The organism is Pseudomonas sp. B2M1-30 (assembly GCF_025447575.1).
GTDB classification, from domain to species: domain Bacteria; phylum Pseudomonadota; class Gammaproteobacteria; order Pseudomonadales; family Pseudomonadaceae; genus Aquipseudomonas; species Aquipseudomonas botevensis.
In genome coordinates this window covers 19,607-33,190 of sequence record NZ_JAOEJT010000016.1, presented here as the reverse complement: position 1 = coordinate 33,190, position 13,584 = coordinate 19,607, and the positions used below count along the sequence as shown (strand labels likewise).

The 13,584-nt window shown below is 62.6% G+C and carries 11 protein-coding genes; 7 read left to right on the top strand and 4 right to left on the bottom strand.

Features of this window, described 5'->3' with window-relative positions:
* Positions 1 to 244 precede the first annotated feature (244 nt).
* The 3 genes from N8H74_RS24930 to N8H74_RS24920 all read left to right on the top strand — a co-directional run bounded on the left by N8H74_RS24930 (position 245) and on the right by N8H74_RS24920 (position 2,804).
* Complete coding sequence (locus N8H74_RS24930; protein WP_262151084.1) at positions 245 to 1,393, top strand: aldose epimerase family protein; 1,149 nt, start codon at positions 245 to 247, stop codon at positions 1,391 to 1,393.
* 88 nt (positions 1,394 to 1,481) lie between these two features.
* Positions 1,482 to 2,303: an aldo/keto reductase gene (locus N8H74_RS24925; RefSeq protein ID WP_262151082.1), complete on the top strand. Its 822-nt coding sequence runs from the start codon at positions 1,482 to 1,484 to the stop codon at positions 2,301 to 2,303.
* A 30-nt stretch (positions 2,304 to 2,333) separates the two neighbouring features.
* Complete coding sequence (locus N8H74_RS24920) at positions 2,334 to 2,804, top strand: DUF1810 domain-containing protein (RefSeq protein WP_217831690.1); 471 nt, start codon at positions 2,334 to 2,336, stop codon at positions 2,802 to 2,804.
* Here N8H74_RS24920 and N8H74_RS24915 read toward each other — a convergent pair.
* Positions 2,769 to 5,129: a DNA polymerase II gene (locus tag N8H74_RS24915; protein WP_262151079.1), complete on the bottom strand. Its 2,361-nt coding sequence runs from the start codon at positions 5,127 to 5,129 to the stop codon at positions 2,769 to 2,771. The two genes, N8H74_RS24920 and N8H74_RS24915, sit on opposite strands and share 36 nt — an antisense overlap.
* 210 nt (positions 5,130 to 5,339) lie before the next feature.
* Here N8H74_RS24915 and N8H74_RS24910 point away from each other — a divergent pair, with 210 nt between their 5' ends.
* Positions 5,340 to 5,780, top strand: a complete 441-nt coding sequence (locus N8H74_RS24910; RefSeq protein ID WP_262151076.1) for a CBS domain-containing protein — start codon at positions 5,340 to 5,342, stop codon at positions 5,778 to 5,780.
* Positions 5,781 to 5,816: 36 nt separating this feature from the next.
* Here N8H74_RS24910 and N8H74_RS24905 read toward each other — a convergent pair whose 3' ends face one another.
* Complete coding sequence (locus N8H74_RS24905; protein ID WP_262151074.1) at positions 5,817 to 6,440, bottom strand: glutathione S-transferase; 624 nt, start codon at positions 6,438 to 6,440, stop codon at positions 5,817 to 5,819.
* Positions 6,441 to 6,695: 255 nt separating this feature from the next.
* On the opposite strand from N8H74_RS24905, the gene N8H74_RS24900 reads away from it, so the two are divergent.
* On the top strand, positions 6,696 to 7,136 hold the full coding sequence (locus tag N8H74_RS24900) for a phage infection protein (RefSeq protein WP_262151071.1): 441 nt from the start codon (positions 6,696 to 6,698) through the stop codon (positions 7,134 to 7,136).
* A gap of 77 nt (positions 7,137 to 7,213) precedes the next feature.
* Here the strand turns inward: N8H74_RS24900 and N8H74_RS24895 are convergent, their stop codons facing one another.
* Positions 7,214 to 8,302, bottom strand: a complete 1,089-nt coding sequence (locus N8H74_RS24895; protein WP_262151069.1) for a DUF1615 domain-containing protein — start codon at positions 8,300 to 8,302, stop codon at positions 7,214 to 7,216.
* A gap of 251 nt (positions 8,303 to 8,553) precedes the next feature.
* On the opposite strand from N8H74_RS24895, the gene N8H74_RS24890 reads away from it, so the two are divergent.
* Together N8H74_RS24890 and N8H74_RS24885 are read left to right on the top strand one after the other, a co-directional pair.
* Complete coding sequence (locus tag N8H74_RS24890) at positions 8,554 to 10,764, top strand: TonB-dependent siderophore receptor (protein WP_262151067.1); 2,211 nt, start codon at positions 8,554 to 8,556, stop codon at positions 10,762 to 10,764.
* 122 nt (positions 10,765 to 10,886) lie between these two features.
* Entirely contained in the window at positions 10,887 to 12,422 is a 1,536-nt protein-coding gene (locus N8H74_RS24885; RefSeq protein ID WP_217831683.1) for an FAD-dependent oxidoreductase, read from the top strand.
* A 24-nt stretch (positions 12,423 to 12,446) separates the two neighbouring features.
* Here the strand turns inward: N8H74_RS24885 and hemB are convergent, their stop codons facing one another.
* Positions 12,447 to 13,421, bottom strand: a complete 975-nt coding sequence (gene hemB, locus N8H74_RS24880) for a porphobilinogen synthase (RefSeq protein WP_217831682.1) — start codon at positions 13,419 to 13,421, stop codon at positions 12,447 to 12,449.
* Positions 13,422 to 13,584 lie beyond the last annotated feature (163 nt).

The following is a 13,584-nucleotide window of genomic DNA, read 5'->3' as shown; positions in this document are numbered from 1 at the left end:
TCGAACGGACACATTCCTGTGCGGCGGGAGTCACCGCAACCTGGCCATGGATAGAGCCGGCGATCACGGAAAAGTGCGGTGCCAATATCGTTTCCCGACCTTCGGTGCGAATACCATCATTCAATTTAGTCGGACTTTATTTTTGCAATAAACGTTTAATCCACTATAAATGTCCTTCAGCACGAAAATTAGATTGACTATTTATCGATATTTCTCAAAACAACAACAAAAAGGAAGATCAACCATGCTTCAATCCCGTCACCTGCTCCCCGGCCTCGGACTGTCCCTGATGCTCTCGCCCCTCTGCGCCCAGGCCGCTGGCCTCTCCAGCGAACACAAAGCTTTCGGCAAAACCAATGACGGCACTCCCGTCGAGCAATTCATCCTGCGCAACAGCCACGGCATGCAGGCCACCGTCATCACCTACGGCGCGACGCTGCAGGCGCTGCAAGTGCCGGACAAACACGGCAAGCTCGACGATGTAGTACTCGGTTTCGACGATGTGCAGGGCTACCAGAAAGGCACGGCGTACTTCGGCGCGACCATCGGTCGCTTCGGCAATCGCCTGGCCGATGGCGCTTTCGAACTCGACGGCAAGCGTTATCAGGTGCCGCAGAACGACAAGACCAACGCGCTGCATGGCGGCACCCAGGGCTTCGACAAGAAGGTCTGGAAAGCGCAGGAGACCAAGGACAAGGATTCGGTGGGCGTGACCCTGACGTACCTGTCGGCGGACGGTGAAATGGGTTTCCCCGGCAACCTCACCACCGAGGTCACCTATCGCCTGACCGACAGCAATGAGCTGCGCATCGACTACAAGGCTAGTACCGACAAACCGACGGTGCTCAACCTGACCAACCACAGCTATTTCAACCTGGCCGGTGCCGGTAACGGCGACATCCTCAAGCAGCTCGCCACCCTGCACGCCAGCCGCTACACCCCGGTCACCGCCAAACTGATCCCGACCGGCGAACTGGCCCCGGTGGCCGGCACGCCGATGGACTTCACCAAACCCACCGCCATCGGCCAGCACATCAAGGCCGATCACCCGCAACTGAAATTTGCCGAGCCGAAACAGGGCGGCTTCGATTTCAACTGGGCACTGGATAACAAAGGCGATATCAAACAACTGGCCGCCGAGGTCAGTGACCCGCAATCCGGCCGTCACTTGCAGCTGTACACCAGCGAACCGGGCGTGCAGTTCTACACCAGCAACTTCCTTGACGGCACGGTCAAGGGCAAGGCGGGCAAGGTGTATCCGCATTGGGGCGCGTTCACGCTTGAGACCCAGCATTATCCGGACTCGCCGAATCAGCCGGACTTCCCGAGCACGCGACTGGATCCCGGGCAGACCTATACCCAGAGCGTGGTTCTGAAGTTCTCCGCAAAATAATCGCCCTCCTCCTTTCTGGAACCGCGCGGAACCCGTGGGCTATCCTGCTGCCCACTCAGGTATCGACGATTTCAGAAAGGAGGTTTGAATGCGTACCCTCGAACTGGCAGGCGTGCAGGTTCCGGTGATCGGTCAGGGCACCTGGCGCATGGGCGAAGACCGCTCGGCGCACAAGCGTGAAGTGGCGGCCCTGCGCAGCGGCATCGAACTGGGCATGAGCCTGATCGACAGCGCTGAAATGTACGCGGAAGGCGGCGCCGAAGTGGTGGTCGGCGAAGCCATCGCCGGCCTGCGCGACCGGGTGTTCCTGGTGAGCAAGGTCTACCCGCACAACGCCAGCCGCAAAGGCATTCCCCAGGCCTGCGAGCGCAGTCTGCGCCGGCTCGACACCGACTACATCGACCTGTATCTGCTGCACTGGCGCGGCCAGTATCCGCTGGAAGAAACCGTCGAGGCTTTCGAACGGCTGCGCGAGGACGGCAAGATCGGCCGCTGGGGCGTGTCGAATTTCGACGTCGATGATCTGCAAGAACTGTCCGCTCCGGCCTGCGCCACCAACCAGGTGCTGTACAACCTGGAGGAACGCGGCATCGAATTCGACCTGCTGCCGTGGTGTCAGCAACAGCGCATGCCGCTGATGGCCTACTGCCCGATTGGCCAGGGCGGTGCGTTGCTCGCCGACCCGGTCCTGCAGCAGATTGCCGCTCGTCACGACGCGACCCCGGCGCAGGTTTCGCTGGCGTGGATTCTGCGTCAGGATGGTGTGATTGCGATCCCCAAGGCTGTGCGGCCGGAACACGTGCGACTCAATGCACAAGCGGCGCAACTGCAACTGGACGCCGGGGATCTGGCGGCGCTGGACCAGGCGTTTCAAGCGCCACAACGCAAGCAGCGGCTGGCGATGGTCTGAGCCGCTGCCGACTGTCAGAGGGCACAGCCCATGAGAAGTACTGATCAGTACGATCCGTTCAACCTGCAACGCTTCGTCCAGGCCCAGGACCCGGTGTTCGAACGGGTCCAGCGGGAACTGGACGAAGGGCGCAAGCGCAGCCACTGGATGTGGTTTGTCTTCCCGCAATTCGCCGGACTCGGCGGCAGCGAAATGTCCCGGCGCTTCGCCATCGGCTCCGCCGCCGAGGCCCGGGCCTATCTGGCCCACGAACGGCTCGGCGCCCGGCTACGCACCTGCACGCAGCTGGTGCTGAATGTGCGCCAGCGTTCGGTGGCTGAGATTTTCGGCCACCCCGACGACCTGAAATTCCATTCGTCTCTCACCCTGTTCGCCCAGTTCAGCGCCGACGACAGCCTGTTCCATCAGGCCCTGGAGCGCTATTTCCACGGCATCGAGGACGAATGGACGTTGCAGTTGCTGGACTCAAAACAGGCCCAGTTGCCCCCCAATCAGGGTTGAGAAATCGTCGTCGACGAACGGCAGGATCGCATCCGCCACCGGTTGCAGTTGCCGGGTGATGTAGTGGTCGTAATCGATGGCCGCGCGTCGCGCCTCCAGCGGTTCCGGGCCGGCCAGGGTGATGACGTAGCTGATCCAGCCGCCGTTCTGGTATTGCCGGGGACGCCCGTGCTGCGCGTTGTAATCATCGGCCAGCCGCGCGGCGCGCACATGAGGCGGTACGTTACGCTCGTAGTCGTCGAGGGTACGACGCAGGCGCTTGCGGTACACCAGCCGATCATCGAACTCACCGGCCAGGGTCTTGTTCACGTAGTCGCGCACGTAATCCTGATAGGGCTTGCGCTGGAAGATCCGCTGGTACAACTCCTGCTGGAACTGCCGGGCCAGCAGGGACCAGTCGGTGCGCACCGTTTCCAGACCTTTGTAGACCATTTCTTCGCTGCCATCGGCGCGCGTCACCAGACCGGCGTAACGTTTCTTGCTGCCCTCCTCCGCGCCGCGAATGGTTGGCATCAGGAAGCGCTTGTAGTGGGTTTCGAATTGCAGTTCGAGGGCGCTTTCCAGTCCGTACTCGTCACGCACATGGGCGCGCCACCAGTCGTTGACGTGCTTGACCAGCGCATGGCCGATCGTCGCCGCTTCTTCCTGACCGTGGGGACGACGCAGCCAGACGAACGTCGAGTCGGTGTCGCCATAGATCACCGCATGGCCCTGGGCTTCGATCAACTGCCGGGTGCGCAGCATGATTTCGTGGCCGCGCAGGGTGATCGAGGAGGCCAGTCGCGTATCGAAGAAACGGCAACCGCTGGAACCGAGCACGCCGTAGAAGGCGTTCATGATGATTTTCAGCGCCTGGGACAACGGCGCGTTGTGCTCGCGCTTGGCGGTCTCGCGGCCTTCGGCGACCCGCGCAACGATGGACGGCAGGCAATGCCGGGTGCGGGAGAACCGCGCGCCGCGAAAGCCCGGCACCGAATCGGCGTCGTCGGGGTGCTGCAAGCCTTCGATCAGGCCCACCGGGTCGATCAGGAACGTGCGGATAATCGACGGATAAAGGCTCTTGTAGTCGAGCACCAGCACCGACTCGTAGAGTCCCGGCTGCGAGTCCATGACAAATCCGCCGGGGCTGGCCTGGGCCGGTTTGCTGCCCAGGTTCGGCGCGACGAAGCCCTGACGGTGCATCAGCGGCATGTAGAGGTGGGTGAATGCCGCCACCGAACCGCCGCTGCGATCGGCCGGCAATCCGGTGACGCTGGCGCGCTCCAGGAGGAAGGTCAGCAGTTCGGTCTTGGCGAAGATCCGCGTGACCAGCTCGCAGTCCTTGAGGTTGTATTTGGCCAGCGCCGGTTTGTCCTCGGCGAACATGCGGTTGATTTCGTCCATGCGCTGGTACGGGTTGTCGATGGACTTGCCTTCGCCGAGCAAGGTCTGGGCGACGTTTTCCAGGCTGAACGAGGGAAAGCTCCAGGTCGCCGAACGCAGCGATTCGATGCCATCGATAATCAGCCGACCGGCCGCCGAAGCGAAGTAGTGCGTGCGGCTGCCGTGCTCGCGCCACTGCATCTCTTCCCCGCCACGCCCGAGCTTGAGCGGCACGCCGAGGCGCCGGGCGTGTTCATGCAGGACGCGCAGGTCGAATTGCACGAGGTTCCAGCCGATGATCGCATCAGGATCGTGGCGGGCGAACCAGTCGTTGAGTTTCTTCAGGATCAGGGTGCGCGAGTCGCAGTATTCAAGGTCGAAGTCGACGATGCTGGCGTCGCCATTCGGCGCGCCGAGCATATACACCTGACGCTCGCCGCAACCTTCCAGGGCGATGGAGTACAACTCGCCCTGCTCGGTGGTTTCGATGTCCAGCGAGACCAGGCGCAGGCTCGGCCGATAGCCGGGCGCGGGCTTGAGATGGGCGTCGATCAGCGTGCCGTCGCCATCCGGGGTGCCATGGAAGCTGACCGGGGCGGTGATGAAACGCTCCATCAAGTAGCGCTCCGGCGGTCGCACGTCAGCTTCGAAGACCTCGACACCGGCGCGGTTGAGCGCGGTTTCCAGGCGCATCAATTGGCCGTGTTGCTGGCAATACAGACCGAGCACCGGGCGATGCTCGAAATCCTGCAGGGCCAGGGGGCGCAGTTCGACGTTCTTTTCATCGGCCAGCACGCGCTCGGCCTGCTCGCGCTGCTGCGCCGGGATGAACGCCACCGACGGCTGGTGCGGCAAGCGCACGCGCTGCGGCCCGGCGTCGGTCGCCAGCCAGAACTCGACTTCGGTGCCGGCCGGGGTATCGCGCCAATGCCGGGTCAGGACGAAGCCCTGCGGTAAATCCACCACTGCAACCTCAAAAATTGAATCAGGCAGGCATTCTACGCTGCCTCGTGCAAGGCGCGGGAGCTGACGCCGTCACCCCAAAAAGGGCCACGCCCGGCAATTATTCGGCCAAATGACGTTTTTTGCGTGTTATCTGCCGTTTTGCGGCCTTGCTCTCAGGGCCAGCGTCTACGATGCTTCAAGAACAACGACAACACCTGAGTAACCGCCATGAAGACCGTCGCCCAACTGCTCAAGCTCAAAGATCAGAAGAATCAGGAAGTACACCAGATCCAGCCCGGTCATATGGTGCTCGAGGCGCTGATGAAAATGGCCGAGAAGAACGTCGGTGCCCTGCTGGTGGTGGAAAACGACGAAGTGGTGGGCATCATCAGTGAACGCGATTACGCGCGCAAACTGGTGCTCCACGGCCGCTCGTCGGTGGGCACGCCGGTACGCGACATCATGGTGTCGCCGGTGATTACCGTCGACTCCCGCCAAACCGTCGACACCTGCCTGAGCATCATGTCCGACAAGCGCCTGCGTCACTTGCCGGTGGTCGAAGACGGAAAACTGCTCGGCCTGCTGTCGATCGGCGACCTGGTCAAGGAAGCGATTGCCGAACAGGCAGAACTGATCAAGCAACTGGAACAGTACATTCGCGGGGAGTGAGCCTGCAAACCGGCTCCCGCCGAGTTGTTGGGCTGTTCAGGTAGGCCAGTGCCGGGCAAACACCGGCGCCAGCACCGGATGCTGGTCGATGCGCTGCAACCAGGCGTGGAAACCGGGGCGGGTCTGGCGCAGGTGTTCACGGGTGCCGGCCCAGCGCGTCACCACCGCCGCTAGCACATCAAGCGCTCCCGGCGTCTCGTCGCCCAAATACAACTTGGCGGAGAACTGGTCGGAGAACACTTCCCAGGTCCAATACAGCCGCTCGCGGGCGCCAGCCATGAGGTTTTGCCGCGATGCCTCATCCGGCATCACCAGCCAGCGCTCGGGATAGTCGATGACGCCTATGGCCGCGTAGCAATTGCTGACGATATACACCATGCCGCGAATGGCCTGGTCGCGCTCGGCGGCGCGGGCCGGCAGCAGTCCGGATTCAGGAAAGCTCAGACCGAGGTGGATCAGGATCGCCGCGCTCTCGGTAATCGCGCTGCCATCGGGCAGTTGCAGGGTCGGGATCTGTTTCAGCGGGTTGAGTCTGGCCAGCGCCTCGGCGGCCTCGGTGGAAACTTCGATATCGATGAAACGGTACGGAATCTGGCACAGCTCAAGCGCCGCCTCGATGGCCGCCGCACCTGAATTCCTGTGCCCGTAAAGTTGATACATGTGTCCCCCTCGATTGGCTGCCGACCGCTGCGGCGATTCGCGCGGTCCCGCCCGGCGCTCTATCAGTTGTAGCCCATTAACAGGAGTCGGGGCCGCGCCAACTGACGAGGTGAGTCTTTATCACCCCCGACGCAGGGCTCGCCGATAAACCATCATTGCCATCGATGTTCACAATCATGGCAATGAAGTTCTCATAAAAAATCCCGGGCGTAACATCTGCTCCATACCAACCAAAACACCCCGGAGCACACGATCATGAAACGCCAAACCCTCCTCAGCATCGCTTTCTCGCTTTTTGCAGTTAACGCTTTTGCCGCAACTTCCACCCAACCGGTTGTCGCCGAAGGTGGCTCGGATCGCCTGATTGAAAGCCGCGTTGCCGAAGGCGGTTCGGATCGTCTGCTGGAACGTCGCGTCGCCGAAGGTGGCTCGGATCGTCTGCTGGAACGTCGCGTGGCTGAAGGTGGCTCGGATCGTCTGCTGGAACGTCGCGTGGCTGAAGGTGGCTCGGATCGTCTGCTGGAACGCCGCGTCGCCGAAGGTGGCTCGGACCGTCTGATCGATCGCCGCGTCGCTGAAGGTGGCTCGGATCGTCTGCTGGAACGCCGCGTCGCTGAAGGTGGTTCGGATCGTCTGCTGGAACGTCGCGTCGCCGAAGGTGGCTCGGACCGTCTGATCGATCGCCGCGTTGCCTGAATGAATGGCTTTACCGCAGCAACCCAGAAAAAACCCGGCTCCCGTCAGCCGGGTTTTTTACGTCTTTTTTTGCCTCATCAGTCCTTGGCCATGCAACGCCGGTAGCGCTCGTCCACCCGTTTGGCGAACCAGGCGGTGGTCAGTTTGCGGGTGATTTTCGGGCTTTGCAGGACGATCCCCGGCAGTACCGCACGCGGCAATGACTTGCCCTCGGCCTGCTCGGCCAACTCGAACACTCGCTTGTAGAGTCGGGTGTCTTCGAATGCCAGGGTTTTGCCCTTCTCCAGTTGATCGCGAATGCTCGGATTGCGCATGCCCAATGATTTGCCCAGGGTTCGCACCGCCAGTTCGGTGCTACCGGGCATGATCGAGTCATAACGAATCAGGTCGCCGTCGAGCGCCAACGGGATTCCCGAGGCACGGCTGACGGCATTCTGGAACGCGGCGTTGCGGCTGGCGTACCAACCGGCGTTGAAGTCGGCGAATCGGTACAGCGGCTCGCGATAACTCACCGGATAACCCAGCAAATGGGCGATACCGAAATACAGGCCGCCGCGACGGCTGAACACTTCCCGGCGGATCGTGCCGTCCACCGGATAGGGATAATCCTTGGCGTGCTGTTCGGCGAATTCGATGCTGACCTGCATCGGCCCGCCGGTATGCACCGGGTTGAACCCGCCAAACAGCGTGCGCCCCATCGGCACCATGCCGATGAAGTCATCGAAGATCGCGCTCAATTCCTTTTCGCTGCGCGCCGCGCTCAGGCGTTCGCTGTAGGTCTTGCCGTTCGACGAACGCACTTGCAACGCACCGCTGACCAGCAGGCTGGGGATATGCACCTTGGCGGCGCGGCGGTCGATTTCGTCGCGGGCGATCTTGCCCAGCCCCGGCACCGTCGGATCGGCCTGAAAGGTCGATTCCTGCTCGGCGACGGCCAGCACCGAACACAGGTTCTGCGTGGTCGGGCTGATGTTCTGCGCGGCGAACGCGGCGTAGATGTCGGTGGCCCAACCCTGGCGATCCGCAGCCTTCGCCGGCATCAGCCGCACGATCTGCGCCTTGACCTCGGCGGGCGCACGCGGCGCGGGTTCGCCACTGCGTTGGCCGGCGCACCCGGCCAGGGCCAACAGTGCGGCGAGGCTGATCAGTAATCGAGAGGTGTGCATTGATGCTCCATTGCAGTCCGTTGAGCCGGGGTCACCATACGATCAATGGTGCCGCGCAGGCTAGGACTCCCGCGAGCCAGAGCTGTTCCTTGCGACTGCCCACAAGCGCCCTCCACCAACAGAGTGATGACAAAGAGATTGCAAAACGTTACTGAGAACACTTAGCATTTGCGCCTGGAGTCGCATTTGCGCAAGGAGTTCCCGCGCTGCCCTATTTTTTCTCATTGGCCGCGCGCCATCAGGAACCTTGAATGTTCGCTCCTGCCCGATCCAACGTGCCTTTCCGTCCGACGCTGCTCGCCCTACTGTGCTCCCTGACCGTCACTGCCCACGCCGCCACCGAAGGCGCCGGCCAGGAACTGGTGCTGGACAACGTCAACATCAACGCCCAGGCCCCGACACCGAGCAACGCCCTGCCCCCGGTGTTTGCCGGCGGACAGGTCGCACGCGGCGGCCAATTGGGCGTACTGGGCAATCAGGACATGATGGACGTGCCGTTCAGCGTCGCCTCGTACACCGAACAACTGATCCAGGATCAGCAGGCCGAAACCGTCGGTGACGTGCTACTCAATGACTCCTCCGTACGCCAGGCCGTCGGCTATGCCAACCAGGCACAAGTCTTCGTGATTCGTGGCCTGCCGCTCAACGGCGATGATATTTCCTACAACGGCCTGTACGGCGTCTTGCCACGGCAGATCATTTCCACCGACGCCCTGGAGCGCGTGGAAGTGTTCAAAGGCCCGAACGCCTTCATCAACGGTGTGACCCCGACCGGCTCCGGCATCGGCGGTGGCGTCAACCTGCAACCCAAGCGTGCCGGCGACGTGCCGCTGCGCCGCTTCACCACCGACATCAACAGCGAGGGCCGTCTCGGTCAGCACCTGGACATCGGCCAGCGTTTCGGCGAAGACAACCGCTTCGGCGCACGGATCAACCTCGCTCAACGCGAAGGCGATACCGGCATCGACCACGAGAACCAGCGCTCGAAACTGTTCGCCATCGGCCTCGACTACCGGGGTGACGCGCTGCGGATTTCCGGCGACTTCGCCTACCAGAAGCAACGGGTGAATGGCGGCCGCAACTCGGTGTTCCTCGGCACCGCGACCAAAATCCCGGACGCGCCGTCGGCCGACATCAACTACGCGCCGAAATGGGGTTTCACCGACATCGAAGACACCTTCGGCATGCTCCGCGCCGAGTACGACCTCAACGACAACTGGACCGCTTATGCCGCTGGCGGTGCCAAGCACACCCGTGAAGTCGGTCGCTATAACTCGACGACCCTGACCGACAACCTCGGCAACGCGACCACCACCGGCTCGTTCATCCCCCACGATGAAGACAACACCAGCGCCATGGCCGGCCTCAATGGCCGCTTCCTGACCGGTCCGGTCAGCCACAAGCTGAACTTCGGCCTCGCCGGGATCTGGACTGAACAGCGCAGCGCCTACGATTTCGACCTGACCAAGTACGCCAACAACATCTACCATCCGCTGGAAACCCCATCGCCGACCGGCAACTTCTCCGGCGGTGACTTGAACGATCCAGGCATCACCGGCAAGACCTTCGTGCGCAGCGGCGCGGTGTCCGACACCCTCGGTTTCTTCGACGATCGCCTGCTGGTGACCGTCGGTCTGCGTCGTCAGCAGATGGTCGTCCAGGGCTACAACTACGCCAGTTACGGCAGCGGCAGCCGCAAGTCGGCCTACGACGAATCGATCACCACCCCGGTATACGGCATCGTCTTCAAGCCGTGGGAACACGTGTCGTTCTACGCCAACCGCATCGAAGGCCTGGCACAAGGCCCGACCTCGCCGACTTCGGCCGGCGGACGCGTGGTGGTCAACGGCAACGAAGCCTACGCTCCGGCACGCTCCAAGCAGCTTGAGGCAGGCGTGAAACTCGACATGGGCACCTACGGCGCGAGCCTCGGCGTGTACCGCATCGAGCAGCCGAGCGACGGTTACACCCAGGTCATCGACGCCACCACCGCGCAGTACGTGCGTGAAGGCAAGCAGATCAACAAAGGCGTGGAAATGAACGTGTTCGGCGAGCCGATCGAAGGCCTGCGCCTGATCAGCGGTCTGACCCTGATGGACACCGAGCTGAAGAAAACCCAGAACGGCGCCAACGACGGCAACCGTGCGATCGGCGTGCCGACCTTCCAGTTCAACGCTGGCGTGGACTGGGACGTACCGGGTCTGCAAGGCGTCGCCCTGGATGCACGGATGCTGCGCACCGGCGGCCAATACGCCGACGCGGCGAACAACCTGAGCCTGCCGACCTGGAACCGCTTCGACGCCGGTGCGCGCTACGCCTTCAAGGTTGAGCAGAAAGACGTCACCGTGCGCCTGGGCGTGGACAACCTGACCAACGAGAAATACTGGGAATCGGCCCTCGGTGGCTACCTCACCCAGGGCGAACCACGGGTGGCGAAGCTGTCGGGGACCATCGACTTCTAAAGCGCCAGATCAGAAGCCCCCGCCGCTTAACCGCCCCGGGGGCTTTTTTTTCGCCTGTCCGATGGACTGGCCGCCCGCGCCGTCTGATCCATACTTGCTGCACACCAAAAGGAGGACAGGCCATGAACCGCAGCGATGTATTGATCATCGGCGCAGGTCCCACCGGACTGGTGCTGGCCCTGTGGCTGAGCAAACTGGGCGTGCGCGTGCGCATCATCGACAAGACCTCCGCGCCCGGTACGACTTCCCGGGCGCTGGCGGTGCAGGCGCGGACGCTGGAGCTGTACCGCCAACTGGATCTGGCCGAAACGGTGGTACGCAACGGCCATCGGGTGGCGGCGGCGAATTTCTGGGTCAAGGGCAAACAGGTCGCGCAATTGCCCCTGAACCGCATCGGCGAAGGCCTGACCGCCTATTCATTCGTCGAAATCTACCCGCAGGACCAACACGAACGCCTGCTGATCGAGCGCCTGGAAGACTACGATGTGGTGGTCGAACGCAACACCGAACTGGAAAGTTTCGAGGAAAGCGGCGACGGCCTGACCGCCCACCTGCGCTTGCCGGACGGTCGTCAGGAAGTCTGTCAGGCCTGCTACCTGGCGGGATGCGACGGCGCCCGCTCGGTGGTACGCAAAACCCTCGACACCGGTTTTCCCGGCGGCACCTACCAGCAGATTTTCTACGTGGCGGATGTCCAGGCCAGCGGCCCGCCGCTCAATGGTGATTTGCATGTGGATCTGGACGAAGCGGACTTTCTCGCGGTGTTTCCACTGGCCGGCGAAGGCCGCGCGCGGCTGATCGGCACCGTCCGCGACGAGCGTGCGCAGCGCGCCGAAACCCTGCAATTCGCCGATGTCAGCAGCCGTGCCATCGAACACCTGAAAATCCATATCGAAGAGGTCAACTGGTTCTCCACCTACCGCGTGCATCATCGGGTGGCGGATCACTTTCGCAGCGGCCGGGCGTTCTTGCTCGGCGATGCGGCGCACGTCCACAGCCCTGCCGGCGGCCAGGGAATGAACACCGGGATCGGTGACGCGATCAATCTGGCCTGGAAACTCGCCGCCGTGCTCAGCGGCGGCGCCACGGCCAAACTGCTCGACACCTATGAAACCGAACGCATCGCCTTCGCCCGGCGGCTGGTGTCCACCACCGACAAGGTGTTCACGTTCGTCACCGCCGACGGGCGCATGGCCGACCTGTTGCGCACGCGTCTGGCGCCGTTCCTGATCCCGAAACTGGCCTCGTTCGAGGCGAGCCGCGAGTTTCTGTTCCGCACCATTTCACAGGTCACCCTCAACTATCGGGGCATGACGCTCAGTCAGGGAGTGGCCGGCCATGTCCACGGCGGCGACCGTTTGCCCTGGGCGCATGACGGTGAAGGCGACAACTACGAACCGCTGCGCCAACCGTGCTGGCAGGTGCATGTGTACGGCGACACCAGCGACGAGATGATCGCCTGGTGCCACGAGCATCATCTGCCGCTGCATGTGTTCGACTGGCGCCCGGCGTTTGAAACGGCAGGACTGGGGCGCAACGGTTTCTACCTGTTGCGCCCGGACACCTATGTGGCGATTGCCGACAACAGCGCCGATCCGAAGGTGATCGAGCGCTATTTCCGGGATCACGGGATCAGGCCGTTCTTTGCCTGCCCCTGACACCCACAAGGTTGTGTGGCGCTGTCAGATGCCGGCCAGGGCCAGGTCCATCGCAAAGTAGGTGAAGATCAGGTCCGCACCCGCGCGTTTGATCGCGCCGAGGCTTTCGCGCACCACGCGATCTTCGTCGATGGCGCCGGCCTGGGCACCGAACTTGATCATCGCGTACTCGCCGCTGACCTGATACGCCGACAGCGGCAGGTTCGAGGCCTCGCGGATGTCGCGGATGATGTCCAGGTACGCGCCGGCCGGTTTGACCATCAGCGCGTCGGCGCCTTCCTGCTCGTCGAGCAAGGATTCTCGCAGGGCTTCGCGGCGGTTCATCGGGTTCATCTGGTAGCTTTTGCGATCGCCCTTGAGCGCGCTGCCGCCGGCTTCGCGGAACGGCCCATAAAGCGCCGAAGCGAATTTGGTCGAATAGGCCATGATCGCGGTCTGGGTGAATCCGGCCTCGTCCAGCGCCCGGCGAATCGCCTGCACCTGGCCGTCCATCGCCGCCGACGGGGCGATCACATCGGCACCGGCACGGGCCGCCGCCACGGCCTGTTTGCCGAGGTTGATCAGGGTCTGGTCGTTATCGACCTCATGGTTGTGCATCACGCCGCAGTGACCGTGATCGGTGTACTCGCAGAAGCAGGTGTCGGACATCACGATCATCTCCGGCACCGCATCCTTGGCGATCCGCGACATGCGCGACACCAGCCCGTTTTCCCGCCAGGTGTCGCTGCCGTTGCCGTCCAGATGATGGGACACGCCGAAGGTCATCACCGACTTGATCCCGGCCCGGGCATAACGCTCGATTTCGCTGGCCAGCTTGCGCTCGGGAATGCGCATCACGCCGGGCATGCTCTTGATCGGCACGAAATCGTCGATCTCTTCTTCGACGAAAATCGGCAGCACCAGATCGTTGAGGGTGAACTCGGTTTCCTGGAACAGGCTGCGCAGGCTCGCATTGCGGCGCAGACGGCGTGGACGTGCTTCGGGGAACTGACTGGACATGGGGCCTTTCCTGAAAAACGGCGGACGAGACGAAAGTCGTAGGGGGCGCAGCTTATGCCTTGCAGGCATTGGCGTACAAACCTGGATCAATCAAGAGTGCATTACCGGCTGCGCAATAATCAAAAACCCTGGTGGGAGCACGCTCACGCCCGCCAGGGTTTCG

Excerpts from the sequence above, each read along its gene's own strand:
- N8H74_RS24910 (WP_262151076.1), top strand. The coding sequence starts at position 5,340 with ATGAAGACCGTCGCCCAACTGCTCAAGCTCAAAGATCAGAAGAATCAG.
- N8H74_RS24925 (WP_262151082.1), top strand. The coding sequence starts at position 1,482 with ATGCGTACCCTCGAACTGGCAGGCGTGCAGGTTCCGGTGATCGGTCAG.
- N8H74_RS24890 (WP_262151067.1), top strand. The coding sequence starts at position 8,554 with ATGTTCGCTCCTGCCCGATCCAACGTGCCTTTCCGTCCGACGCTGCTC.
- N8H74_RS24900 (WP_262151071.1), top strand. The coding sequence starts at position 6,696 with ATGAAACGCCAAACCCTCCTCAGCATCGCTTTCTCGCTTTTTGCAGTT.
- N8H74_RS24920 (WP_217831690.1), top strand. The coding sequence starts at position 2,334 with ATGAGAAGTACTGATCAGTACGATCCGTTCAACCTGCAACGCTTCGTC.
- N8H74_RS24895 (WP_262151069.1), bottom strand. The coding sequence starts at position 8,302 with ATGCACACCTCTCGATTACTGATCAGCCTCGCCGCACTGTTGGCCCTG.
- hemB (WP_217831682.1), bottom strand. The coding sequence starts at position 13,421 with ATGTCCAGTCAGTTCCCCGAAGCACGTCCACGCCGTCTGCGCCGCAAT.
- N8H74_RS24885 (WP_217831683.1), top strand. The coding sequence starts at position 10,887 with ATGAACCGCAGCGATGTATTGATCATCGGCGCAGGTCCCACCGGACTG.
- N8H74_RS24905 (WP_262151074.1), bottom strand. The coding sequence starts at position 6,440 with ATGTATCAACTTTACGGGCACAGGAATTCAGGTGCGGCGGCCATCGAG.
- N8H74_RS24930 (WP_262151084.1), top strand. The coding sequence starts at position 245 with ATGCTTCAATCCCGTCACCTGCTCCCCGGCCTCGGACTGTCCCTGATG.